Raw genomic sequence first — 24606 nt, forward strand, 5'->3', positions numbered from 1 at the left:
GTGCTGTTCCGCCTCGCGCAGCGTGGACGGTGCATCAGGCGAGCCAGGGCGTCGAGGGCGGATCCGGTCCGCAGCGGCTTCGCTGAGCTGTGTGAACCCGTGGCAGGCCGTCAGAACCCGGGGTGCGACAGGGTCAGCAGGATCCGGGCGACCGTGTACCGGGCCAGACCGAGGGGATGCCGGACGTCGTATCCCAGCAGGTCGACCAGCTGCGTCAGCCGATCCTGCGCGGTCGAGTGGTGGACCCCGGCCAGGGCGGCCGCCTGCCGGACACTTCCCATCCGTCCGTACGCGTCGAGGATGACGCGGTGGCGCGGGTCGAGGCCTGCGAGGGCGACCACGTCGGGGTGGTCCGCGGAACGCTCGTCGGCGGCTTCGGCCAGCAGCATGATGGCACCCACCTCGTCGACGTCCACGAAGGGGAGCTCGGGGGATGTCATCCGCAGCGCGAGCACGGCCGACCGCCACGAATCCGGGAGGTCTTCCGGGGCGACGCGGGTGCCGACGCCGATGCGGGTGGGCGTGGATGCGGCGCTGTCGGCATCGGCCGGGGGCGATGGAGCCGTGCGGGTGATGACGGCGCGGGCCGGACCCCATTCGGTGACCACCAGCGCGGACGGGCCGACGACCGGCGGCGGGGCGTCGGGGAGGGTCGCGACGACGCAGACCTCGTCGCCGGGCGCGAGGCGCAGGCGTGCGGTCGCCGCCCGCCGTTCGGCCGGCGCCGTGTGCTCGTCGATCGACTGTTCGACCGCGTCGAGCGCGTCGTTGCCTCGGCGGGCGGCGGTGATCTCGAGCGCCAGGGCGAGGCGTTCGAGGATCATGGCGTCGTTCGCGTGCGGGTCGCGGCGCTCGATCCACACGTGCCCATCGGGATGCACCTGTCGGGTCAACCGTGGGGCGTCGGGCTCCTCGTCGGCGGGCCTGCCCGTGGGTTGCACCCGGCGGGTGCGGACGGGGGTGGAGCTTCCGACCACGGCGCCGCTGAGAGCGGCGGCCGCGCGCAGGAGCGCGTCGGGTCCGACGCCGCGGGCGACCAGGGCGTCGAAGTAGGAGATGACCTTCAGCGACTCGCTCGCCTCGGCGTCGAGGGCGGTCAGCCGTCCCACCAGTTCCTGCACGGTCTCACTCCCTCATGGTGCGCGCACAGTCTATCGACCGGTGACGCCGAGCCGCGGGGAGGGCACGGCCCGGCGTCGGGCGGTCACGCGCCGAGGACGCGGTCGATCCAGCTCTCGCGGGCGGCGATCGCGGCCTGCGAGACGCCGGCCTGCGGGACCATCGTGTCGAAGCCGTGGAAACCTCCGGCCCACACGTGCAGTTCGGCCTGGACGCCCGCAGCCCACAGGGCGGTGGCGTAGGCGACGTCCTCGTCGCGGAAGACTTCGGCGGAGCCGCAGTCGATGTAGGTCGTCGGAAGCCCCGACAGGTCGGTCGCGCGGGCGGGCGCGGCGTAGATCGAGACGTCGCCGCCGCCTCTTCGGTCGCCGAGCAGTGCGCTCCATCCGGTGACGTTCGATTCCCGGTTCCACACGCCGACGCCGTCGATCTGCTTCGTCGACACGGTCGCGTCACGGTCGTCGAGCATCGGGCAGATGAGGAGCTGTCCGGCGAGGGGCGGGCCCTGCCGGTCTCGAGCGAGGAGCGAGGTGCCTGCGGCGAGGCCGCCGCCGGCACTCGTCCCGCCGATGAGCAGACGCTCGGGGTCGATTCCCAGCTCGTCGGCGTGCTCTGAGGTCCACACCAGCCCTGCATAGCTGTCTTCGACCGGGTAGGGGTCGGGGAATTCGGGCGCGAGGCGGTAGTCGACGCTGACCAAGACGGCGTCGTGGCGGACGACGGCGGACAGCAGAGCATCGACGCCGGTCATCTGGTCGCCCATGACCATGCCGCCGCCGTGGAGGTGGACGATGCCGGGTCCGCGACCGGCGTGGTCGGCGCGGGCGATGACGGTGGCGGTGATCTCGCCGCCCTCGTAGCCCGGAATGGTGACGTCGCGAACGGTCGCGCCGGCGGCGGCGATCTGTTCGTCGAGGCCCTGGGACAGCATCTGGGCCGTACTGGCCCGCACTGCCGGGATCACCTCCGGCGTGAGGGTCGGAAGCATCTGCGCAACCGCGTCGAGGGCCGGTTCGAGCTCGGCGTCGAACGGTGGGCGGGGGATGGCTACGGTCATGAGAACTCCTTCGTTCCGACAACGGCCACGACGACGCGGCCTGGATCCATCGTGCGCTCACCGCCGCGACGATGTCACCCGCCGGGCGAGGCGGATCCGACGTAGCGAACCCGCCATATGGCGGGTTCAGCCGGCGAGCTGTTCCACCGCCTGCAGGTGACGGTAGGCGCCCTTGAAGTACACGAGTGGTTCGGTGTCGCGCTCGTGCCATTCGGCCGGGCTCATCTCGACGACCTTGCCGATCACGATGAGGTGGTCGCCGGCTTCGTGCTCGGCCCAGATCTCACAGTCCACCCACATGAGGGTGTCGGCGATGATCGGGTTGCCTGACGCGGCGGGACTCCAATCGATCCCGGCCCACTTGTCGGTGCCTTTGCGGGCGAACTGGTTCGAGACGGCCGGCTGGTCGTGGGCGAGGACGTTGACGGCGAACTTGCCGTCCGCCGCGATCCGCGGGTACGTCGTGGAGGTCTTCATGACGCTGAAGGACACCAGTGGCGGGTCGACCGAGACCGAATAGAACGACTGGCAGGTGAAGCCGACGGGGGCATCGTCTTCGATGCCGGAGACGATGGTGATCCCGGAGGCGTAGTGGCCGAGGGTGTCGCGGAAGCGGCGTGCGTCGATGGCGGGGGGCGGAGTGGTGTCGGGCATGGGGGTTCCTCCTTGTGCGGCGGCCATCGTTCAGGCGGGGGCCTGGGTGTCGGATGTCGCGGCGGCGACGGTGGCGAGTCGGGTGAGGTTGGCGCGATACTCCGCGGCCGCGTCGGCGACGACCTCGTCAAGCTTGTCCATTTGGCTGAGCGGCAGGTAGAAGCCTCGGCCGGGCACCGTCGCGCCCAGCTCGACCAGGAGCGGTGCGAGGGTGAAGGTCGGGCCCATGGCGTGGGTGGAATCGGCGCCGGTGTGCACCGGGATGGCAGTCACTCCGGCGAGCCCGTTGGCGGGGTATCGATCGAGGAACGCCTTCAGCAGACCGGTGTAGGTCGCCTTGTAGGTGGGGGAGGCGAACACGACGAGGTCGCTCTGGGCGACCTGGGCGTTCAGCGCCGACATGGTCTCGGACGGCCACGCGAAGATCTGATCGACGTGGTCGGCGAGGTCGAGCACGTCGAGCTCGTACGAACCGGGGCTGAGCAGGTGGGAGACGAGAAGCTCCGCGACCTTGCGTGTGCGGGAGGCCGGCTTCGGGTTGCCGACGACCACCATGACTTTCAACGACATCTGTGACTCACATCCGTACCGATTGACTGGGAGAGGATGATGTCGTGACTCCACGTAGCGCGGGGCTGCGGAGCGCACGAGACCTCCACACGCATCCAGGTTCTTTTGGCCCGGAGCGCCCGCAACGGCTTACGCTGCATCTTCGATTCTGCCACCGACGTGTTTCGTGCGTGTATCGAAGGCGCGCTCCGGGCGAGGGACACGGCGCAATCTGCCGTTTACATCCGCGTGACCGGTGGGCAACGCCGATCCCGCACACTGATCATGCAGCGTAAGCCGCTGTGGACCCTCTCGGGACACAAGACCCCGGGGGCAGGCATCGGGTCTGGAGACGGATCGCACTCGTTGCGTGCCGCCCATCGACCCGTGCTCACCATCCGAGCGACGTCGTCGAAAGGGAGTCCGTCATGACCTTGTTGTCCCCCGCCATCTCTGAGAGCACCCGCGTTCTGGATGTGCCCACGCACGATCCTGACCATGTCCGCGGTGCCATGGGACGCTTCCCGACCGGTGTCGTCGCCCTGTGCGCGATCGTCGACGGGCGCCGCGTCGGAATGGTCGCCTCGTCGTTCTCGGCCGGTGCGTCGTACAGCCCGCCCATGGTCATGTTCTCGGTGCAGGAGTCCTCGACGACCTGGCCGGTGTTGCATCGCGCCGAGCGGATCGGGGTGAGCGTGCTCGGTTCGCATCAGTCCGATGCGTGCATGCAGCTCGCTTCACGCAGCCGCGACCGATTCGAGGGGCTCGCCACGACGGTGACCGCCGAGGGGGCGGTGCTGGTCGACGGCGCCGCGATGTGGTTCGACTGCGACGTCTACAGCTGCGTCCCGGCCGGTGACCACTCGGTGGTCGTGATGCGCGTACACAGCATGAACATCGACGACGAGGTCGCCCCCCTGATCTACCACGAGCGTCGCTTCCACGGGCTCCGCGAGATCGACGGGGGACGAGCATGACCCCCGAAGAGGTGCGTCTGGCGTCCGATCCCGCCGAGACCGCGATGGTCCACTCCGTCGGAGGTGCCCCGGCCGTCATCGGCACGGTCATCCACGGCGATCGACGCGGACGCGAACTCGGTTTCCCCACGGCCAACCTCGCGCTCGCCGACGGCGACCGCATCGAGGACGGCGTGTGGGCCGCCGACGTGTATGTCGGCAACACCCGCCACATCGCGGCCGCCTCCGTCGGGCGCCGTCCGACGTTCTACGACGCAGACGGCGTCCGTCTGCTGGAGCCGTTCCTGCTCGATTTCGACGGTGATCTGTACGGCAAGACGATCGTCGTGCACCTGCGCGAGCGCATCCGGCCCCAGCGCCGTTTCGAGAGCCTGGTCGCGCTCATCCAGCAGATGCGCCGGGACGTCGAGGAGGTCCGCCGCTGGGCGCAGACCGCCCGCTCGTTGCCCCTGCGCTCGCGCGCGACGCTACCCGCCGGCACCCGCTGACCCGCCCCCGCGCATCCCCGCCCCGATCCCGCGCCCCTCGCGCCCGGGAGCTTGATCGAGCCCTCCCTTTTGCGCCGAGCCGCCCCTTTTCCCACGTCGGGGAAGGGGCGGCTCGGCGCAAAGGGCTGTCTCGGCGTCGCGGCGCGCGGGGTGCGTGGCGCGCGGAGGCTAGGCGCGGTGGGTGCGGTAGTAGTCCAGCAGGGCGCGGGTGGAGGCGTCTTGCGCGGCGATCGCGCCGGTGTCGCCCTCGATGGCCGGGGCGATCTGCAGGGCGAGCTGCTTTCCGAGTTCGACACCCCACTGGTCGAACGAGTTGATGCCCCAGATGACCCCCTGCGTGAAGGTGATGTGCTCGTAGAGGGCCACCAGCTCGCCCAGCACCCGCGGCGTCAGCGCGGGGGCGAAGATCGAGGTGGTCGGACGGTTGCCGGCGAAGGTGCGGGCGGCCACCAGCGGCCCCGTGGTGCCCTCGGCCTCGACCTCCTCGGCCGTCTTGCCGAATGCGAGAGCCTTGGTCTGGGCGAGGAAGTTCGACAGGAACAGGCCGTGCACGTCGCGGCCGCCGTCCTCGAGCGGGTAGGCCGGGTTCGCGAACGCGATGAAATCCGCCGGGATGAGGCGGGTGCCTTGATGGATGAGCTGGTAGAACGCGTGCTGGCCGTTCGTGCCGGGCTCGCCCCAGAACACCTCACCGGTATCGGTGGTCACGGGGGAGCCGTCCCAGCGCACCGATTTGCCGTTGGATTCCATCGTGAGCTGTTGCAGGTACGCCGCGAACCGGCTCAGCTGCTGGGCGTAGGGGAGGACGGCGTGTGACTGGGCGCCGAGGAAATTGACGTACCAGATGTTCAACAAGCCCATCAGCACGGGCACGTTCTGGGCGAGCGGTGTCGACCCGACGTGCTCATCGACGGCGTGGAACCCGGCGAGGAGCTCGCGGAAGACCTCCGGCCCGAACTCGATCATCAGCGACAGCCCGATGGCCGAGTCGACCGAGTACCGGCCGCCGACCCAGTCCCAGAAGCCGAAGGCGTTGTCGGTGTCGATGCCGAACTCGGCGACCTTGGCCAGAGCGGTCGAGACGGCGACGAAGTGGTGGGCGACCGCGTCGGTCTTCGCGGCATCCGATCCGTCGATCGCGCCGGATGCCTCGAGCCCGGCCCACAGCCAGTCGCGGGCGAGGCGGGCGTTGGTAAGGGTCTCGAGTGTCGTGAAGGTCTTCGACGCGACGATGAACAGGGTCGTCTCGGGGTCGAGGTCCTTCGTCTTCTGCGCGATGTCGGTCGGGTCGATGTTCGACACGAACCGGGCCTGGATGCCGGCGTCGGCATATGGCTCGAGGGCCGCGGAGATCATGACCGGACCGAGGTCGGAGCCGCCGATACCGATGTTGACGACATGCGTGACCTTCTTGCCGGTCACGCCCTTCCACTCACCACCGCGCACCCGATCGGCGAACGCCGACATGCGCGAGAGCACTTCCTGCACGTCCGCGTCGATGTCTTGGCCGTCGACGACGAGGGCGGGCTCGGCGCCCGCCGGGCGACGCAGCGCCGTGTGCAGCACGGCGCGATCCTCGGTGGTGTTGATGTGCTCGCCGACGCGCATGGCCGCGTAGCGTTCGGCGACGCCGGTCTGCTCGGCCAGCTCCACGAGCGAGGCGAGGATCTCGTCGGTGACGAGGTTCTTCGACAGGTCGACGTGCAGGTCGGCGAGGGTGAAGCTGAGTTTGTCGACGCGGTCGCCGTCCGCGGCGAACCAGCCACGCAGATCGGGGTCGAACGAAGCGCGGTGGGCGTCGAGCGCAGCCCACGCGGGAGTACCGGTCGGGTCGATGGGAGCAGTCACGCCCCTACCGTAGCGCGGCGCCCGCGACGTCGGGGGCTGGTGCGCGCCCCCGCGCCGGTGGGATGCGCGCCCCCGTGCGGGTGGGCGATGCCGGCTGTGCCAGGCTGGAAGCCTATGACCTTCCCCGCTGCGGATCTGCGCCTCATCGCCGTCGACATGGACGGCACCCTGCTGGATGGGGAGGGCCGCATCCCCGACACCCTGTGGCCGTTGCTGGAGCGACTGCGTGAGCGCGGCATCCACTTCGCGCCGGCCAGTGGCCGTCAGCTTGCGACCCTGCAGGAGGCCTTCTCGGCTCACCGCGACGAACTCGTCTTCATCGCCGAGAACGGCGCGCACGTGGTCAGCGCCGGAGTGGAGGTCTCCTCCGACGCGCTCGATCCGGTGTTCGTGGCTTCGCTGCTTGATCGTCTGCGCGCGCTCGCGGCCGAGCGGGACTTCGGGGTCGTACTGTGCGGCAAGCGGTCCGCCTACATCGAGCGCCCCGACGAGGCGTTCCGCACCGAGGCGGACCGGTACTATGCCAAACTCGAGCTCGTCGAGGATCTCGCGGCGGTCGATGACCAGGTGGTCAAGATCGCGGTGTACGACTTCGTCGAGGCGGCCGATCTGGCCGCGCGGCTCGACGACCTGCGCGAGACCCATCAGGTCGTGGTGTCCGGGCACCACTGGACCGACGTCATGAACCAGGGTGTGAACAAGGGTGTCGCGCTCGGTCGACTGCAGGAGAGTCTCGGGGTGACCGCCGCGCACACCGCCGTCTTCGGCGACTACCTGAACGACCTCGAGATGATGGACGCCGCCGACATGTCCTTCGCGATGGCCAACGCCCACCCCGACGTGGCTGCGCGGGCGCGCCACCGCGCACCGGCGAACACCGAGCACGGCGTGATCACCACCATCGAACGCCTCCTCGGCTGACGCACACCTCGGTCATCCGGGCTCACCGCGGGGCGGATTCCGCTTGAGGTCAGCGGCGCGGACAGAGGTCTCGCTACGGTGGTACCACCGATCCGGACTGGGGATGAGATCAGGATGAAGAAGACGTTTGCTGCTCCGCTGCTGGCCATGACGCTTGCGGCTTTCGGGCTGGCCGGATGCGCCACGTACGACACCACCGGTGCGCGTCCGGTGGGCCAGGATCCCTCGGTCACCGAGGAGACCGTCGACGAGGCCACGCAGGATGACGCCGTCGGTGACGTGCAGCCGCTGTCGGTCGTGCAGACTGCGGCGGGGATCTACGAGGGCGACGACTGGTACTGGTACGCCGTCGTGATCGAGAACCCCAACGCCGATTACATCTTCCCCGATGCCACGTTCACCATCGAGGCGGTGGGCGCCGACGGCACCATTCTCGACTCCGACTCCCACTGGGAGGTGTTGCTGAGTGGCCAGACGGCGCTGGTCGGTTCGTTCCTGGACATCGGCAGCGAACAGATCGACCACCTCGATGTGATCGGTCCCGAGCCGAGTGAGGCCGTGTATTCGGCTGCGGCCGAGACCGGATTCGTCACCTTCGATGGCCTTGAGGTGGTCGAAGACGAATGGTATGTGACGGTCAGCGGAAACGTCACCAGCGAGTTCGTCGAGGACCACGAGTTCGTCGAGGTCGCCGTGGTCGGCCGCGATTCTTCCGGGGACATCGTCGCGGCGGAGTACGGCTACGTCGATCGCCTGCCCGCCGGCGGCTCGGCACGCTTCTCCGTCGACGTGTGGGATGCGCCGGCCGGCCTCGAGTACGAGGTCTTCGCCTCCTACTGATCCCTGCGCGGCCACCGACGCCGAGACCCGGCTCGGTGCCCGAGACCGCGGTGCGTGCAGCCCGGTCTCGGGCACGGACCCGGGCTTCGCCGCGAATCGCGTGCGGGATGTCCGTCGGGCGGGTGCCCGAGTCGGTCTCAGCTGCCGAACGTCTGGGTGCCGACGACTGCGAGCAGGCGGATCTTCTCCGCCGCGTCGCTGCCCGCCCGCGGCGTGAGCACCAGCAGCGCCTGCGAGCGGTCTTCGGTGAACAGTGCCTGGCAGTCGACGTCGATCGCACCGACCTCGGGGTGGAGCACGGTCTTGTGATCGGCGAAGCGGCGTGCCACCACCTGCTGTTCCCACAGGATCCGGAACTCATCGCTGCGCGCGACGAGCACGGTGGCGAGCTCCCCGGCGATGGACGTCGAGCCCATTTCGCCGACTGCGGCGCGCAGGCCCGAGACCAGGGCGCGGCTCTGCTGCGGGTGATGGCTCGCGGGGTAGTGCGCGCGGGAACCCGCATCGCCGACGAACCATCGATACGCCTCGTAGCGTTCCCAGCCGCGTCGGCCGATGTCGTCGCCGAAGAGCGTCACGGCGAGGGCGTTCTGCTCGAGCGTCTCGCCCAGGGTCGAGATGATCAGTGCCGGGGTGTCGTCGAGGCGGTCGAACACCCGCCGCAGCGCGGGTGAGACGAGGGTGGATGCGGTGTGCCGGTCGGGCGCGGAGTGCCCGGTGATGCGGAAGAGGTAGTCGCGTTCATCTGGGGTGAGGCGCAGCGCCCGGGCGAGCGCGGTGAGCACCTGCGTGCTCGGCTGCGGGCCGCGACGTTGCTCGAGGCGCGTGTAGTAGTCAGTGGACATGGTTGCCAGCTGCGCGACCTCTTCACGCCGAAGGCCCGGCGCGCGGCGACGTACGCCCGCCCCGAGGCCGACATCACTCGGCTGCAGGTTCTCTCGCCGTCGACGGAGGAAGCTCGCGAGCGCATCCCGATCCATGTATCCATCCTCACCCCTGCCCGTGCGGGTATCCAGGGATCGGCGATCCCCCGATCGATGCTCTCTGGCCACGGCTTGGTCGACGGGCGAAGACTCGGGTCATGCGAATGAGCGGAAACACCATCTTCATCCCCGGCGCGACCAGCGGCATCGGGCGCGCGCTCGCCGAGCGCTTCCACGAGGCGGGGAACACCGTCATCGTCGGCGGGCGACGGCGGCAGCTGCTCGACGAGATCGCGGCCGCCCATCCCGGCATCGACACCGTCGAGATCGACATGGCGGATCCGGCCTCGATCGTCGCGGCCTCCGCCCAGGTGATCGCGCGGCACCCGGACCTGAACGTCGTCATCGCGATGGCGGGGATCATGCGCGTCGAGGACTGGACGCACCCGGAGAGTTTCCTCTCCTCGGCCGAGCAGATCGTCACCACCAACGTGCTCGGTCCCATCCGCCTGATCGGCGCGGTCATCGAGCACCTGCGCACCCGTGCGGACGCGACGATCGTGACCGTCTCTTCGGGTCTGGCCTTCGTGCCCCTGCGGTCGACTCCGAGCTACAACGCCTCGAAGGCGGCGATCCACATGCTCAGCGAGTCCCTCCGCCTGCAGCTGGCCGATACCTCGGTGCGGGTCGTCGAACTCGAGCCACCCGCGGTCGCCACCGATCTCATGCCGGGCCAGCGGCACAGTCGCATCGCGATGCCGCTGGATCACTTCGTCGACGAGGTGATGTCGATCCTCGCGGCCGAGCCGGATGTCACCGAGGTGCAGGTCGAGCGAGTGAAGTTCCTCCGTCACGCCGAGACCCGCGGCGACTATTCCGAGGTCGTCGCGCGGCTGAACGCCACCGACCCGCACGCGTGAGTGGCGGTCACCAGGGGGCCATCCCGAGCACGACCACGGCGTGGTGACCGAAGCGGTGCGGGGAGTCGGTGCCGTCGCCATCGACTCCGTCCCGGCGTGATGTCATCGGCGCTTGACGTCACCGAGTCTCTCTGGCACTCTTTCTTCAGGCGTTAATTAAGACCTGAACAAAGGGGTTGTCTTGCCACAGTCGAGCGCACGCACCGATGTCACGCGATCCGCCGTCCTCGCGCACATCGGTGCACACGGCGCGACCTCTCGTGCCGACCTGGCGCGCGAACTCGGGGTCTCCCCGGCGCTGATCACCCAGCACTCCCGGCAGCTCATCGCCGACGGTCTGCTGGAGGAACAGGAGTACCGGCCCTCGCAGGGTGGGCGTCCGGCACGGCTGCTCGGACTGGTCAGCGACTCGGGGCGTGCCGTCGGGGTGAAAGTCGTCGCCGACCACGTCGCGATGGTCGAGTCCGGCATCGACGGCACCGTGGTGCGGGCGGCGACCGAGCCGTTCGACGCCGCCGCCGACACCGCCGTGGCCCGCCTGGCGGCCCTCCTGCGCGCCTTCATCGCCGGCGGCGACGACACGCCCCTCCTCGGCGTCGGCGTCGGTGTGCCCGGAAGCGTCGACGAACAGCACGTCGGCACGGTCGACTCGACCCAGCTCGGGTGGGCGCGGGTGCCGCTGGGGGAGATGCTCCGTCGTGAACTGGACCTCCCCGTCCTCGTCGAGAACAACGTGAACGCCCTGACGATGGCCGAAGCGCTCTACGGGCAGGCCCGCGGCCACGACGACGTCCTGGTCGTGACGATCGGAACCGGTGTCGGAGCGGGCCTGCTCTCGGAAGGTGGTCTTCTCCGCGGGCACGCCGGGGGAGCGGGCGACCTCGGTCACATCCCGGTCGAGGAGAACGGTCCGCTCTGCCAGTGCGGCGCCCGCGGTTGCCTCGAAGCCCTCATCGGGCAGGATGCGCTGCTCGCCCAGGCGCGCGATCAGGGGCTGATCGGGCGTCAGGGGGGCACGACGGCCCTCCGCGTGCTCGCCGAGGAGGGGGAGCCGGCCGCACAGCAGTTGTACTCCACCGCCGGTCACCTGTTGGGGCGTGCGATCGCCGGGGTCGTCAATGTGCTCGATCCCGAGATGGTCATCGTCCTCGGTGAGGGCGTCGATGCGTGGAACCACTGGTCGTTCGGGTTCGAGCCCGCGCTGCGCGCCGCGCTCGTCCCCCGCAAGCGCTCGATCCAGGTCGCCGTCGAAACCTGGCAGGACGACCGGTGGGCGCAGGGCGCCGCGGCGCTCGTGCTGTCCTCGCCCTACGACGCGCACGGTCGATCGGGTGACCAGGGTCGCCTCGTTCGCGAACGGTTGACGCTGGCACACCGCGCCGACGACGGAGCGTCCACATGACCCTCACCCAGCCGGCCGCCGTGTCGCACATCGACCCTGCGACGCCCGTGACCGCGCCGCCCCGACGCGTCGGACGCGGCCGACGACGGGTGCGCTACACGCTGACCGTCCTCGCCTTCCTGCTGCCCAGCGCCGTGCCGCTGGCGATGTTCACGCTGTACCCGATGGTCGGTGCGCTGTGGACGAGCTTGCACGAATGGAACCTGCTCGCCCCCATGGAGTGGGTCGGTGTCGCGAACTACGCCCACCTGATCCAGGATCCCGAGACCCAGCGGGCGTTCCTCAACACCCTGTACTACATCGTCGGATACCTGCCGATCGTCTACATCGGCGGTCTCGCCCTCGCGCTCGCACTGAACCAGCGGATCCGCGGGCGCAACCTGTTGCGCGGCGTGTACTTCCTGCCGGTGGTGACCAGCTGGATCGTCGTCGCGTTGGTGTGGCGCTGGTTGCTGAACCCGTCGGTGGGGGTGGTCAACACCGTGCTCGCCTGGTTCGGGATCGACGGCCCCGGGTGGTGGACCGATCCCGCGTGGGCGATGCCGTCGATCATCATCGCGTCGGCGTGGAAGGACCTCGGCTTCGTGATGATCATCCTGCTCGCAGGACTCCAGGCGATCCCGCAGGAACTCTACGAGGCCGCGACGGTGGACGGCGCCGGCCCCTGGCGGCGCCTGTTCAACATCACGATGCCCCTGCTGTCGCCGTCGACGTTCTTCGTCGCGGTCATCTCGTTGATCAACGGGTTCCAGGTGTTCGACCAGGTCTATGCGATGACCGGCGGCGGACCGGCCGGGGCCAGCACCGTCGTCGTGCTCGAGATCTACGACCTGACCTTCCGCTACGGCGCCGCCGGAGAGGCCTCCGCCCTGTCGTGGATGCTGTTCCTGCTCGTGCTGGCGGTGACCGTCGTGCAGATCATCGGTCAGAAGAGGTGGGTGACCTATGCCTGAGCGCACCAAACGCGCGGTGCTCACGATCGTGCTGATCCTCGGCGCCCTCGCGATGTTCTTCCCCTTCCTCTGGACCCTTTCGACGTCGCTGTCGCCCGGTGCCGGGTTGGATGCGACGCCGCAGCTGATCCCGGACGACCCGTCGTTCGCGGCGTACGCCGAACTGTTCGAGAACACCCCCTTCGCCCGGGTCATCGCCAATTCCCTCGGCTTGGCGGTCGCGACGATGCTGCTGCAGTTGACCACCAGCGCCCTGGCCGCCTACGCGTTCAGTCGACTGCCGTTCCCCGGTCGCGGGTTCGTGTTCGCGCTGTACCTGGCGACGATGATGATCCCGATCCAGGTGCTGATCGTGCCGCTGTTCGTGCAGATGCGCGACTTCGGGCTGGTCGACACCTACCTGGGGGTGCTGTTGCCGGGCGTGGCCAGCGCGTTCGGGGTCTTCCTGCTCCGTCAGGCGATGAACTCCGTCCCCCGCGAACTCGACGAGGCCGCCACGATCGACGGGGCCGGGCACTTCCGGATCTTCGCGCGCGTCGTGTTGCCGCTGGTCGGCCCCGCCCTGGCGACCCTCGCGGTCTTCTCGTTCATGAGCAGCTGGAACGCGTTCTTGTGGCCGCTGATCATCCTCCGTTCGGAGAACCTGCAGACCCTGCCCCTCGCCCTCGCGGGGTTGCAGGGCCAGTACACGACCCAATGGGACGTGATGATGGCCGGTTCGGTCGTCAGCATCCTCCCGATGCTCGCCATCTACCTGTTCGCGCAGAAGTACGTGATTCAGGGCGTCGCCAGCAGCGGCTTGAAATGACCCCTCACCCACACCCGAAATCGAAGGAGATATTCGCAATGAAGCACACAGCATCCCTCGCCGGAGCCGGCGTCCTCGCCGCTTCGGCACTCGTCCTCGCAGGTTGCTCCGGCGGCGAGGGAGGTGGCTCGACCGACAGCGGCGAGGTGACCATCACCTACACGAACTTCATCTCGGCGGGCGGCAACGAAGACAACCTCGCGACGATCGTCGAGGCCTTCGAAGCGGAGAACCCCGGTGTCACCGTCGAGGTCACCACCCTCCCCTATTCCGACTACTTCACGGCACTGCAGACCGACCTGGCCGGCGGCACCGCGTCGGACGTGTTCGACATCGAGTACGCCAACTACGCGTCCTATCAGCAGAGCGGTGTGCTCGCGGCGCTGGAAGGGGTCGACACGAGCGCCTACCAGGCCTCGCTCGCCGAGGCGTACGCCACCGACGGCACCCAGTACGCCCTGCCGAGCTCGTTCTCCAACGTCGTCCTGTTCTACAACGCCGACCTGTTCGACGCCGCCGGTCTCGACTACCCCACGAGCGAATGGACCTGGGCCGACGAGGCCGCGGCCGCCGATGCACTCACGGACGCCGATGCCGGTGTCTGGGGCGACTACCAGCCGATCAGCTACCACGAGTTCTACAAGACGCTCGCCCAGGCCGGCGGTGATTTCCTGAACGCCGACGGCACCGCCGTCGCTTTCAACTCGCCCGAAGGCATCGCCGCCGCCGAATGGCTCGTCGGAAAGAGCGGCGTGACCATGCCCACCGCCGAGCAGGGCGCGGGAACGCCCGACTTCGACAGCGGGTTGTTCGTCGACGGCAAGCTCGCGATGTGGCACACCGGAATCTGGATGTTCGGCGCGCTCGCCGACGCCGGGTTCGCGTGGGACATCGCGGTCGAGCCCGGTGACGTCCAGCATGCCAGCGCGATGTTCTCCAACGCGGTGGGCGTCTCGGCGGGCACAGAGCACCTCGAGCAGGCGACGGCGTTCGCGGAGTTCCTCACCAGTTCGCAGACCGCCGTCGACGTGCGCCTCGACGCCGGGTGGGAGCTTCCCCCGATCGCCGACGAGGACGAGCTCAGCGCCTACCTGGAGCAGACGCCGCCGCAGAACCGACAGGCCGTCTTCGACTCGCTCGAAGAGGTGGCCCTGGCCCCCTCGATCGGTGACGGTCAGGCCGAGATGCAGGACATCATCAGCGAGGAGCTGGCTGAGGCGGCCGCCGGACGCAAGTCCGTCGAGCAGGCTCTTTCCGACGCGGAAGAGCGCGTGAACCCGCTGCTCGGCTGATCACCGCCCGCGGATCCGGGGCGCACATGTGTGCGCCCCGGATTCTCTCCGACCGGACAGGAACCATGACCACCACATCCCGCGCCGATCTGCGTCAGGTGCTGCGCACCTCGCGGCGGCTCATCACCTCTCTGCAGGAAGCGAACGGCGCCTACCCGGCCAGTCCGTCGTTCTCCGCCTATCGCGGCTACTGCTGGCTGCGCGACGGCGCCTTCATCGCCGACGGCGCGTCGGCGGCGGGCGAGGTCGCGTCGGCGACGGCGTTCTTCGACTGGTGCCAGACGGTCATCGTCCGGTACGAGGAGCGCATCCGCGCGGTCGTGGCCGCCGAGGCCGCGGGGGACCCCCTCCCCGATGCGCAGATGCTGCCGGCGAGGTTCACCTTCGACGGTCGGCTCGGTCGGGACGACTGGTGGGATTTCCAGCTCGACGGGTACGGCACCTGGATGTGGGCCGCCGCCGAGCACGCCCGACGGCACGGCCTCGACGCCACGCGGTGGCGGCGCGGTGCCGAGCTGACGGTGGACTACCTCGCCAGCTCCTGGCACCGCCCCTGCTACGACTGGTGGGAAGAGCACGACGAGCACGTCCACGTGTCGACGCTCGGTTGCATCGCCGCGGGCCTGTCCGCCGCGGCCGACAGCGACCTCGTCGGCGCCGACCGGCGCGAGTCGGCTCGGCGCACCGCCGAGGAGGTCGCGGAGGTCATCACCACCGACGGTGTCGCCGACGGGCACCTGATCAAGTGGGTCGGCGACGACGCGCTCGATGGGAGCCTGAGCTCTCTCGTGGCACCGCTTCGCGTGATCCCCGCCGACGACGCGCTCGCCCGGGTCACCCTCGACGCCCTCGAGCGCGACCTGTGTGTGGAGGACGGGGTGTACCGGTTCGCGGCGGACACGTTCTTCGGCGGCGGTCGGTGGCCGTTGCTGTCGTGCTTCCTCGGACTGGCCCGCGCCGCGCAGGGAGACCGGCGACGCGCCCGCGCCCTGCTGGACTGGGCCGTCGCGGCCGCGGACGCCGACGGCGTCCTCCCCGAACAGGTCGACGGGCACCTGCTCGCCCCCGACCGCCGACAGGAGTGGCTCGACCGCTGGGGGCCGGTGGCGTCCCCCCTGCTGTGGAGCCACGCCATGGTCCTCCGCCTCGCCGCGGAGCTCGGTGTCCCGGGCGATCTCGAGGAACCGACCGACGACCACCGAACCACCGACAACGAAGGAACACAGCGCGCATGATCCGTCACCGCCCGAGCGGCTCCGGACACCCCTATTCCGACGACACCGAGCAGCGCTCCCCGGTGGTCCCGGTCGCCGGCGAGCCCCTGCGTCTGGGCGTGCGCACCTCCCCGGGCGTCACGCGCGTCGATCTCGAGATCGACCGTGACGGGCAGACACGGACGGTGCCCCTCGAACCGGTGGCGCGGTCCTCTCGCGGCCAGGCCGCCGACGGCGGGCACCTCGCTTCGGCCGCCGCGCGGGATGCCCGCCGTGCCGGGGGGTGGGAGACGCGCATCCCGGCGCCACCGGCGGGCGCGGTGATCCGCTACCGGTTCGTCGGTCGACGTGAGCAGGGTGGGGTCGAACACACCCGCTGGTTCTCGTGTCGCAGCGCGCAGTGGCGGGCCGCCGGCGAAGCGGCCGTGAACGTCGACGGCGGGAAGGTGGTCGGCGGCTCGGTGGAGGTGCTCGACGACGGCGAACGCCTGCATCGTGTCCGGTTCGCGCTTCCGCTCGCCCCGGGCGAACACGTCACCGGGTTCGGGGAGCGCTTCGACGCATCCGACCATCGCGGGTCGCGTCTGGACTCGGTCGTCTTCGAGCAGTACAAAAGCCAAGGCGCGCATCGTCGCACCTACCTGCCGATGCCGTTCGCACACGTCATCGGCGGTGCGGGCTGGGGTTTCCACGTCCGCACGTCGCGACGGGTGTGGTTCGACATCGGAGCGACCGACGACGACCTGCTGGTCGTCGAGGCGGAGGTGGACGCGCCCACCGGTGCCGAGGGCGTCCTCGACCTCGCGCTGTACTCGGGGCGGCCCCAGGAGGTCCTCGAGGCGTTCGTCTCCGAGACCGGGCGACCGGTGGAGCTGCCCGACTGGGTGTTCCGTCTGTGGGCCAGCGGGAACGAGTGGAACACGCAGGCCGAGGTCGAACGTCAGATGCGTCTGCACCGGGAGCACGACATCCCGGTCGGCAACGTCGTAATCGAAGCGTGGAGCGACGAGAGCACGTTCACGGCGTTCCGCGACGCCGAGTACGACGTCCACGACGACGCACGCCCCCACCGACTCGCGGACTTCACCTTCCCCGAGACCGGGGCCTGGCCCGACCCGAAGGGCATGGTCGACGCGTTGCACCACGACGACGTGCGGGTGCACCTGTGGCAGATCCCGCTGATGAAGATGCGTCCGCATCCGTCGGGTCAGGCAGCGGCCGATGCGCGCGCCGCGATCGCGGAGGACGTGCTGTTGCGCGAGGAGGCCCCCGACGGCTCCCTGCGTCCCTACCGCAACCGCGGCTGGTGGTTCCCACTCGCGCTCATGCCCGATCTCGCCGACGATCGGGCGGCCCGTTGGTGGACCGAGAAGCGACGGTACCTCGTCGAGGAGATCGGGATCGACGGCTTCAAGACCGACGGCGGTGAGCACGCGTGGGGGCGGGATGTCGTCGCCCTCGACGGCAGTCGGGGTGATGTGGCCAACAACCGCTTCCCGGTCGCCTACGCGGCGGCGTACGGTCGCCTGCTGGAGTCGGCCGGGAAGGCACCGGTCACCTTCAGTCGCGCCGGGTTCACCGGTTCGCCCGCACACGGCGCGTTCTGGGCCGGGGACGAGAACTCCACCTGGGAGGCGTTCCGCTGGTCGATGTTCGCGGGGCTTTCTGCCGCATCCTGCGGCATCGTCTACTGGGGCTGGGACATCGCCGGGTTCTCAGGCCCCACCCCCGACGCGGAACTGTACGTGCGCGCGATGGCCGCGAGCGTGTTCGTGCCGATCATGCAGTACCACTCCGAGTTCAACCACCATCGCACCCCCTCCAACGACCGCACACCGTGGAACATCGCCGAACGCACCGGCGACGCCGAGGTGCTCTCGCAGGTGCGCGAACTCGTCCACCTGCGCGAGCGTCTCGTGCCCTACATCGCCGCCGCCGCGCGGGAGGCCGTGGGCAGCTCGCGTCCCCTCATGCGACCGCTCTCGTTCGAGCATCCCGACGACCCGGCCGTGTGGGAGCACCCGCTGCAGTGGTACTTCGGCGACGACCTCCTCGTGGCGCCGGTGCTCGAGCCGGGGGTCACGAGCGTCGAGGTGTATCTGCCCGCCGGTGCCTGGGTGGACGTGTGGACCGGGGAAGAGGTCACCGGTGGCGCGGTCGGCACCGTCGACGTCTCGGTGCGCGGGCGGATCCCCGTGTTCGCGCGGGCCGCCGCGTGGCGCGAAGGCGGGCTGAAGGAGGTCTTCGCGGGCTGACCCTTCCGTGTGGTCGGAGCGTCGCTGCCGAGTTCGTGCGCCCGGCCCGGAAGGGAAACCGGCCCCGCGGCGGGGGGTCCGCGGGGCCGGCCGGAGGTGGCGTCTTCAGGGGGAGATCAGACGCACACCTGCTCGATGGCGCCGATCCCGGAGATCGACGCGCGGACCACCTCTCCGCGACGCAGATAGCGTCTCGGGGTCATCCCGAACCCGACACCGGGAGGCGTGCCGGTGAAGATGAGGTCGCCGGGCATGAGGGTCACCACCGCCGAGAGGCGGGCGATGAGGTCGGGGACGGAGAAGATCAGGTCGCTCAGCGGTGCGGACTGCATGAGCTCACCGTCGACGGTGCACTCCAGGACGGTCTGTTCAGGGGCGGGCATCTCGTCCGGGGAGACCAGCACCGGACCCACCGGGGCGAAGCCGGGGAAGGACTTACCCAGCGAGAACTGGGCCGGCGCGCCGAGGAACTGCACGTCGCGGTCGGAGTAGTCCTGCCCGACGGTGAAGCCGGCGATGTGGTCGAACGCGTCGGCGGCGGCGATGTCGCGTCCGCCGATCCCGATGACGGCCACCATCTCGACCTCCCAGTCCACGCTGTCGCCGGTGAGGGTCAGCGGCCCGAACGGTCCGGTGATCGAGGAGGCGAACTTGGTGAACACGATGGGCGCCTCGGGCACGGCGAAGCCGGACTCGGCGGCGTGGTCGACGTAGTTCAGACCGACCGCGAGGATCTGCGCCGGCCTGGGGGAGACCGGGCCGAGCGTGTCCGGGGCGGGGAGTGCGTCCGTGGCCGGCGCGGGCCGATAGTCGGCCGCCCACGCGCGGAATTCCGACCACCGGTCGAACAGACCTGTCACCTCGGCGGGGAAGCGCCCGTCGCTGGCGGATTCGACGTCGAGGCGACCCTCCGTGGTGAGGAGGGTCGCCCGACCGTCGATGACGGCCAGTCTCATGCGTCGGCCGGCAGGGCGACGATCGCGTCGATCTCGATGTCGAATCCGCGCAGGGCCGCTTCGATGGTGGTGCGGGCCGGCAGCGGTGCGGTGAGGTACTCGGCGGCGATCGCGTTGAACTCGGCGAAGTCGTCCAGCGACTTCAGGTAAACGCCGTATCGCACCGCGTTCGTGAGACTGGTGCCGGCGGCTTGGGCGACGGTCTCGAGGTTCTCGAACGTGCGTCGCACCTGCTCGGCGAAGGTCTCGCCGACACGGTTGCCGTTCTCGTCGAAGGGGCCCTGGCCCGAGAGGAAGACGAGGCCGCCGACGGCGAGTCCCTGGGAGTAGGGGCCGGCGGGCGGCGGGGCGTCGGTGGTCGAGACGGAATCGATCATGGTGGTGCTCCTTCGTGGTGCTTGTTGCGGGGGAGGGTGAGAGTGGGGGTCAGCCGTGCAGGCGCGGCACGGCCGACAACAACCGGCGCGTGTACTCGTGGGCCGGGTCGGTGAGGATCTGCGCGGTGGGTCCGTGCTCGACGACGGCGCCGCGATACATGACGGTGACGGCGTCGCAGAAGCGCGCCACGACACCCATGTCGTGGGTGATCATGAGCACGGCCATTCCGCGTTCCTCGGCCAGTCGGTCCAGCGTGTCGAGCACCGCTGCCTGCACCGTGACATCCAGCGCGCTGGTGGCTTCGTCGGCGATGAGGAGGCGCGGGCGGGCGGCGATGGCCATCGCGATCATGACGCGCTGGCGCATGCCCCCGCTGAGCTCGTGCGGATACTGGTCGAAGACACGTTCGGCGTCGCGAATGCCGACTTCGTCGAAGCTGCGCAGCACCACCTCGCGCGCCTGTGCGGCGGTGAAGGTGGAGTGGGTCCGCAACACGTCGAGCACCTGGCGTCCGACCCGGAAGACCGGGTTGAGCACCGACATGGGGTCCTGGAAGATCATCGAGATCGCCGCCCCGCGGGTGCGGCGGAGCATCCCCGCGTCGGCGGTGAGCATGTCCTGCCCGTCGAAGACGACGCGCGAGTGCTCGCCGTACTGCATGATGCGTTCGTCGTTCAGTCGCAGCACGCTCATCGCGGTGATGGACTTGCCGGACCCGGACTCGCCGATGATGCCCACGCGCTGGCCGGGTTCGACCTGGATGGACACATCGTCGACCGACGGGGTGGCGGCGCCGGCGAAGGTGATGCGAAGTTTCTCGATCGACAGCAGGCTCATGATTCCTCCTCCAAGCCGGAGGTGAGGTCGATCGGACTGGTCAGGTCCGAAGGGGCGAGGTGGGTGCGGTGGCGCTCGGCGGGATCGGGTTCGAGCACGGCGTCCAGGAGCGCACGGGTGTACGGGTGTTGCGGGTTGCGGAAGACCTCGTCGGTGGGACCGGTCTCGATGATCCTCCCCAGGTACATCACCGCCACCCGGTGCGAGATGCGTCGCACCACGCCCAGGTTGTGGGCGATGAACAGGTAGGCGATGCCTTGTTCGCGCTGCAGCTCCTCCAGCAACGCGAGGACCTGCGCCTGCACCGACACATCGAGCGCGCTGGTCGGTTCGTCGCACACAATGAGGGTCGGGTGCAGGGCGATGGCGCGGGCGATCGCGATGCGCTGGCGCTGCCCGCCGGAGAATTCATGCGGGTAGCGACGCGCCATCGCCGGGTCGAGACCGACCCGCTCGAGCAGCGAGGCGACCTTCGCGCCGAGCTCGGCGCGCGGCGCGGCCTTGTGCACGATGAACGGTTCGGCGATCTGGTCGCCGATGCGGATGCGCGGGTCGAGCGTGGAGTAAGGGTCCTGGAAGATCATCTGCAGTCGGCCACGGGTGGCGTGCCACTGGGCGGCGTTCGCGGACTGCAGTTCCTGGCCCTGGAAGCGGACCGACCCGCGGTACGGGGTCAGACCCAGCGCGGCGCGCGCGATCGAGGACTTGCCCGATCCCGATTCGCCGACCAGACCCAGGGTCTCGCCTGCACCGACGGTGAGGCTGACACCGTCGACGGCGTTCTTGTCGGTGCGGCCATAGTCCACGACGAGGTCGTCGATGGTCAGGAGGTCTGGTCGGGTCATCGTGTCCTCCTCAGAAGCACGCCGGGAAGGCGTCCGGTCACGTGACCGTCGGCGGCCACGCAGTGCCCCGCGACCCACACCCGTTCGATGCCGCTGGGGGCCGTGAGCGGGCGCGTGTAGTCGGCACGGTCGCCGACCGTCGACGGGTCGAGGGCGACCAGATCGGCGGGGGCGCCGACCCGGATCCGCCCGCGCGAGGTCAGCCCGAGCCGGTCGGCGGGCTGGGCGGTCATTTTGTGCACCGTCTGCTCCAGCGGCATGCCGGCGTCGAGCAGGTCGCGCATCGCGTGGGGGAAGGTGCCGATCGAGCGCGGGTGGGGCAGGTTGACGGTGTGGTCCAGCGCCAGGGCGACACCGTCGGACGCGACCGAGACATACGGCTCGGCGAGCACGCGTGCGGCATCGACCGGGCGGGTGCCGACCAGGATCGCGTCGACGGCGGCGTCGTGGCGGTCGATCACGTCGACCACGATGCGCGCCCAATCACGTCCGTGCGGGTCGTCGGCCTGCAGCTGCGCGAGGGTGCGGCCCAGTTCGGGTGCTGCACCCTCTCCGGCGCGGACGATGGTGACCGCGTCCGGGGGGAACTGCACCGTGCTCCGCAGCTGCTCGGCGAGGGCGTCCGGGGCGCCACGGACTTCGGTGAGGATCTCGGCGGTGCCGCGGGCGCGCAACGCCGGCGGTAGAAGCTGGAGCAGGGTGGTGTGCCCGGCCAGGTAGGGGTAGGCGTCGGCGGCCACATCGGAGGCGCTGGCTCGGATGCGTGCGAGGGCGCCGTCGAGCGCGGAACCGTCGGGGTCGATGATCGAGCGCAGGTGGGAGATCTGCAGTCGCACCCGGCTGTCTGCAGCGAGCCGGAGCATGTCGTCGACGGCGTCGACGAGGCCCTCGCTGTCGTACGCGCGCATGTGCACACCCAGAAGGGCGTCGCGTTCGGCGACCGTCGCCGCGAGCGCGTGGAGTTCGTCGGCGTCGCTCATCTCGCCCGGCGCGTACATCAGGCCGTAGCTGAGGCCCCAGTATCCGGCGTCGAGCGCGTCGGCGACCAGGTGTGACATCGCGGCGCGTTCGGCGGCGGTCGCCGCGCCGGGTGCGTCGCCCATGACGCGGCGACGCACCGAGCCGTGGCCGAGCAGTGGGGCGACGTTCCAGGCGGCCTCGATGCCATCGAGGGCATCGAGGTACTCCGCGGCGCTCTCCCACGTGATCGGCACGTCGGGGACGACATCGATCGTCGCGATCGCGTCACGGAAGCCGTCGCCGGAGGTGGGGGCGGGGCTGAGTCCGCAGTTGCCGACGACCTCGGTGGTGATGCCCTGCAGCACCCGGGTGTCGCCGGTGGGGTAGGCGAAGCGGGTGAGGTCGGAATGGGCGTGCAGATCGACGAAGCCGGGGGTGAGGACGAGGCCGTCCAGCTGCTCGCGGACCGTCGCGTCAGCTGTACCCGGAGCGTCGATGGCGACGATGCGTCCGTCGGCGACGGTGATGTCGGCGGGGCGGGCGGGGGCGCCGGTGCCGTCGACCACGGTCGCCCCGGCGAGCACGGTGGCGCTCATGCGGTCCTCCGTCGACGCATCGGGTTGCTCGATTCGGCGACCAGCTCGCCGGCGAACATCAGCGCCGCTGCGGCGAGGGTGATGGCGAGGCCCGCGGAGATCGCATAGTACGGCGCGGTGACGTAGTAGGCCTTGGAGTTCTCCAGGATGGTGCCCCACGTCGCCTCGGGCAGGGGCACGCCGAGGCCCAGGTAGCTCAGCCCGGCCTCGATGAGCACCGCCTCGGCCATCAGCTGCGGCACGAGGGTGGCCAGCGGGCCGGCGGCGTTGGGGAGGATGTGTCGGCCGAGCATGCGGGTGCCGCGGACGCCGACCACGTGGGCGGCGGTGATGAATTCCCGCTCGCGTAGCGCCTTGGTCTGAGCGCGCAGCAGGAGGAAGACCCGGGGGAAGAACAGGAAGCCGATGATCAGGGTGAGGCTACCCGGGCTCGATCCGAAGCTGGCGACCATGAGGATCGCGAACAGGATGAGGGGGAAAGCGAGGGTGGCCGAGGCGGTGCTCGACAGCGCCCAATCCACCACGCGGCGGGAGGTTCCCGCGATCAGCCCGGTGGGGATGCCGATGACCAGGGCCAGGAGCACGCTTCCGCCGGCGATGAGGGCTTCGAGGCGGGTGGCGTACACCAGCCGCGCCCAGATGTCCGCGCCGGCCTCGTCGGTGCCCAGCGGGTGGGCCCAGCTCGGCGGCTCCAGGATGGCACTCGGATCGACGGCGGCCGGGTCGTAGGGGGTGAACAATCCGGGGAAGGCGATCATCAGCACCGCGACGGCGGCGACGATCAGCATGAACACACGCGCGGTGCCCAGGCGGGCCAGCAGGTGGGGCGGGCGCAGGTCGGTGGTGGCGCTCATCGGGCGATCCTCGGGTCGACGAGACGGTAGACGATGTCGGCGACGTAGCCGATCAGCAGCACCGCCACGGTGGTCAGCAGCACGGCGCTCTGCACGACGAGATAGTCGCGGTTGAGCACGCTGCTCAGAAGAAGCTGGCCGAGCCCGCCGAGGCCGAAGACGGCCTCCACCAGCACGGCGCCGCCGATCAATGCGCCGATCTGCACGCCGACGATCGTGATCATCGGGAGCACGGCGTTGCGTGCGGCGTAGGCGAACACTCGTCGGCGGGTGGGGAGCCCCATGGCCAAGGCCGTGCGCATGTAGTCCTGTCGGAACACGTCGGTCGCTTCGGCGAAGACGAATCGGGTGAGGATGCCGCTGAGGAACACGCTCAGGGTCGCCACCGGCAGCACCATGTGGCGGAGGAATCCGACAGGATCCTCGGTCGGGGCGACATAGCCGCCGGACGGGAACCAGGAGAGGTTGACGGCGAAGACGATGATGAGCACCAGCCCCAGCCAGACGGCGGGGATGGCCACGCCCATCGTGGAGGTGAAACGCACCATGTTGGGGAACCATCCGCGTCCGCGGTAGGCCGCCCAGGTTCCGGCGAGGATCGACACCGGCACCGAGATGACGACGGCGAGGGCGATCAACCACAGCGTCGGGGGGAGGGCGTCGACGATGAGGGTCGTCACGCTCACGCCGCTGCGGGCGGATTCCCCGAAATCGCCGGTGAGCATCGCGCCGAGCCAGATTCCGTACTGCACGATCCAGGGCTGATCCAGCCCCATCTCGATGCGCAGTTGCGCGAGGGTCTCGGCGGCGTCGGGACGCCCCGCCTGGGGACCCAGCAGCAGCACTGCCGGGTCCCCGGGCGTGAGCCGGAGGGCGAGGAAGACAAGCACCGATACGAGCCACAGCACCACGAGGAGCTTGCCCGCCTCGAGGAGCGCACGTCGCGCCAGATTCATCTTC

At 69.8% G+C, this 24606-nt stretch carries 24 protein-coding genes; 11 read left to right on the top strand and 13 right to left on the bottom strand.

The genetic code is table 11. The annotated features are described in order from the left end of the window. Positions 1-110 precede the first annotated feature (110 nt). The 4 genes from ABD204_RS06485 to ABD204_RS06500 all read right to left on the bottom strand — a co-directional run bounded on the left by ABD204_RS06485 (position 111) and on the right by ABD204_RS06500 (position 3400). Complete coding sequence (locus ABD204_RS06485) at positions 111-1121, bottom strand: helix-turn-helix domain-containing protein (RefSeq protein WP_194423827.1); 1011 nt, start codon at positions 1119-1121, stop codon at positions 111-113. Between the two features lie 83 nt (positions 1122-1204). Next, positions 1205-2176, bottom strand: coding sequence for an alpha/beta hydrolase (locus ABD204_RS06490; protein WP_194423828.1), 972 nt, complete (start codon positions 2174-2176; stop codon positions 1205-1207). Positions 2177-2302: 126 nt separating this feature from the next. Next, a complete protein-coding gene (locus ABD204_RS06495) occupies positions 2303-2830 on the bottom strand; it encodes a flavin reductase family protein (protein ID WP_194423829.1) in 528 nt (175 codons plus the stop codon). Between the two features lie 30 nt (positions 2831-2860). Continuing rightward, positions 2861-3400, bottom strand: a complete 540-nt coding sequence (locus ABD204_RS06500) for an NADPH-dependent FMN reductase (protein ID WP_194423830.1) — start codon at positions 3398-3400, stop codon at positions 2861-2863. A 407-nt stretch (positions 3401-3807) separates the two neighbouring features. Here ABD204_RS06500 and ABD204_RS06505 point away from each other — a divergent pair, with 407 nt between their 5' ends. Further along, positions 3808-4356: a flavin reductase family protein gene (locus tag ABD204_RS06505; protein ID WP_194423831.1), complete on the top strand. Its 549-nt coding sequence runs from the start codon at positions 3808-3810 to the stop codon at positions 4354-4356. Continuing rightward, on the top strand, positions 4353-4844 hold the full coding sequence (locus tag ABD204_RS06510) for a riboflavin kinase (RefSeq protein ID WP_194423832.1): 492 nt from the start codon (positions 4353-4355) through the stop codon (positions 4842-4844). Before ABD204_RS06505 ends, ABD204_RS06510 begins: the two co-directional genes overlap by 4 nt. A 168-nt stretch (positions 4845-5012) precedes the next feature. Here ABD204_RS06510 and pgi read toward each other — a convergent pair whose 3' ends face one another. Then, entirely contained in the window at positions 5013-6692 is a 1680-nt protein-coding gene (gene pgi, locus ABD204_RS06515) for a glucose-6-phosphate isomerase (RefSeq protein WP_194423833.1), read from the bottom strand. 114 nt (positions 6693-6806) lie between these two features. Between pgi and ABD204_RS06520 the strand changes: the two genes are divergently transcribed. Continuing rightward, a complete protein-coding gene (locus ABD204_RS06520) occupies positions 6807-7613 on the top strand; it encodes a Cof-type HAD-IIB family hydrolase (RefSeq protein WP_194423834.1) in 807 nt (268 codons plus the stop codon). A 114-nt stretch (positions 7614-7727) separates the two neighbouring features. Then, positions 7728-8453, top strand: coding sequence for a YajG family lipoprotein (locus ABD204_RS06525; protein WP_194423835.1), 726 nt, complete (start codon positions 7728-7730; stop codon positions 8451-8453). A 137-nt stretch (positions 8454-8590) separates the two neighbouring features. On the opposite strand, the gene ABD204_RS06530 is transcribed toward ABD204_RS06525, so the two are convergent. Next, complete coding sequence (locus ABD204_RS06530) at positions 8591-9433, bottom strand: helix-turn-helix transcriptional regulator (protein WP_194423836.1); 843 nt, start codon at positions 9431-9433, stop codon at positions 8591-8593. Between the two features lie 101 nt (positions 9434-9534). Between ABD204_RS06530 and ABD204_RS06535 the strand changes: the two genes are divergently transcribed. The 7 genes from ABD204_RS06535 to ABD204_RS06565 all read left to right on the top strand — a co-directional run bounded on the left by ABD204_RS06535 (position 9535) and on the right by ABD204_RS06565 (position 18220). Then, positions 9535-10296 (top strand): SDR family oxidoreductase, encoded by a 762-nt coding sequence (locus tag ABD204_RS06535; RefSeq protein ID WP_194423837.1) that lies wholly within the window; start codon positions 9535-9537, stop codon positions 10294-10296. Between the two features lie 181 nt (positions 10297-10477). Then, on the top strand, positions 10478-11698 hold the full coding sequence (locus ABD204_RS06540; protein WP_194423838.1) for an ROK family transcriptional regulator: 1221 nt from the start codon (positions 10478-10480) through the stop codon (positions 11696-11698). Beyond that, positions 11695-12651 (top strand): carbohydrate ABC transporter permease, encoded by a 957-nt coding sequence (locus tag ABD204_RS06545; protein WP_194423839.1) that lies wholly within the window; start codon positions 11695-11697, stop codon positions 12649-12651. Before ABD204_RS06540 ends, ABD204_RS06545 begins: the two co-directional genes overlap by 4 nt. Beyond that, positions 12644-13459 carry a carbohydrate ABC transporter permease gene (locus ABD204_RS06550; RefSeq protein ID WP_194423840.1) on the top strand — a complete coding sequence of 272 codons (816 nt, stop codon included), beginning with the start codon at positions 12644-12646 and terminating at the stop codon, positions 13457-13459. Before ABD204_RS06545 ends, ABD204_RS06550 begins: the two co-directional genes overlap by 8 nt. 38 nt (positions 13460-13497) lie before the next feature. After that, a complete protein-coding gene (locus ABD204_RS06555) occupies positions 13498-14751 on the top strand; it encodes an ABC transporter substrate-binding protein (RefSeq protein WP_194423841.1) in 1254 nt (417 codons plus the stop codon). 65 nt (positions 14752-14816) lie between these two features. After that, entirely contained in the window at positions 14817-15986 is a 1170-nt protein-coding gene (locus ABD204_RS06560; protein ID WP_194423842.1) for a glycoside hydrolase family 15 protein, read from the top strand. After that, positions 15983-18220, top strand: coding sequence for a glycoside hydrolase family 31 protein (locus ABD204_RS06565; RefSeq protein WP_194423843.1), 2238 nt, complete (start codon positions 15983-15985; stop codon positions 18218-18220). Before ABD204_RS06560 ends, ABD204_RS06565 begins: the two co-directional genes overlap by 4 nt. A 116-nt stretch (positions 18221-18336) precedes the next feature. On the opposite strand, the gene ABD204_RS06570 is transcribed toward ABD204_RS06565, so the two are convergent. The 7 genes from ABD204_RS06570 to ABD204_RS06600 are packed head-to-tail and all read right to left on the bottom strand — an operon-like array spanning position 18337 to position 24602. Further along, entirely contained in the window at positions 18337-19176 is an 840-nt protein-coding gene (locus ABD204_RS06570; RefSeq protein ID WP_194423844.1) for a fumarylacetoacetate hydrolase family protein, read from the bottom strand. Further along, positions 19173-19553 carry a RidA family protein gene (locus tag ABD204_RS06575; RefSeq protein ID WP_194423845.1) on the bottom strand — a complete coding sequence of 127 codons (381 nt, stop codon included), beginning with the start codon at positions 19551-19553 and terminating at the stop codon, positions 19173-19175. The genes ABD204_RS06570 and ABD204_RS06575 overlap by 4 nt, the downstream gene beginning before the upstream one ends. Before the next feature lie 49 nt (positions 19554-19602). Next, positions 19603-20391: an ABC transporter ATP-binding protein gene (locus tag ABD204_RS06580; protein ID WP_194423846.1), complete on the bottom strand. Its 789-nt coding sequence runs from the start codon at positions 20389-20391 to the stop codon at positions 19603-19605. Continuing rightward, the gene (locus ABD204_RS06585; protein ID WP_194423847.1) at positions 20388-21236 is read right to left on the bottom strand and encodes an ATP-binding cassette domain-containing protein; all 849 of its coding nucleotides are present in this window, start codon (positions 21234-21236) and stop codon (positions 20388-20390) included. The genes ABD204_RS06580 and ABD204_RS06585 overlap by 4 nt, the downstream gene beginning before the upstream one ends. Next, positions 21233-22792 (bottom strand): N-acyl-D-amino-acid deacylase family protein, encoded by a 1560-nt coding sequence (locus ABD204_RS06590; RefSeq protein ID WP_194423848.1) that lies wholly within the window; start codon positions 22790-22792, stop codon positions 21233-21235. Before ABD204_RS06590 ends, ABD204_RS06585 begins: the two co-directional genes overlap by 4 nt. Then, the gene (locus tag ABD204_RS06595) at positions 22789-23646 is read right to left on the bottom strand and encodes an ABC transporter permease (protein WP_194423849.1); all 858 of its coding nucleotides are present in this window, start codon (positions 23644-23646) and stop codon (positions 22789-22791) included. Before ABD204_RS06595 ends, ABD204_RS06590 begins: the two co-directional genes overlap by 4 nt. Beyond that, positions 23643-24602: an ABC transporter permease gene (locus tag ABD204_RS06600; RefSeq protein ID WP_194423850.1), complete on the bottom strand. Its 960-nt coding sequence runs from the start codon at positions 24600-24602 to the stop codon at positions 23643-23645. Before ABD204_RS06600 ends, ABD204_RS06595 begins: the two co-directional genes overlap by 4 nt. Between the last annotated feature and the right edge of the window lie 4 nt (positions 24603-24606).

The organism is Microbacterium aquimaris (assembly GCF_039531285.1).
Classification (GTDB): domain Bacteria; phylum Actinomycetota; class Actinomycetes; order Actinomycetales; family Microbacteriaceae; genus Microbacterium; species Microbacterium aquimaris.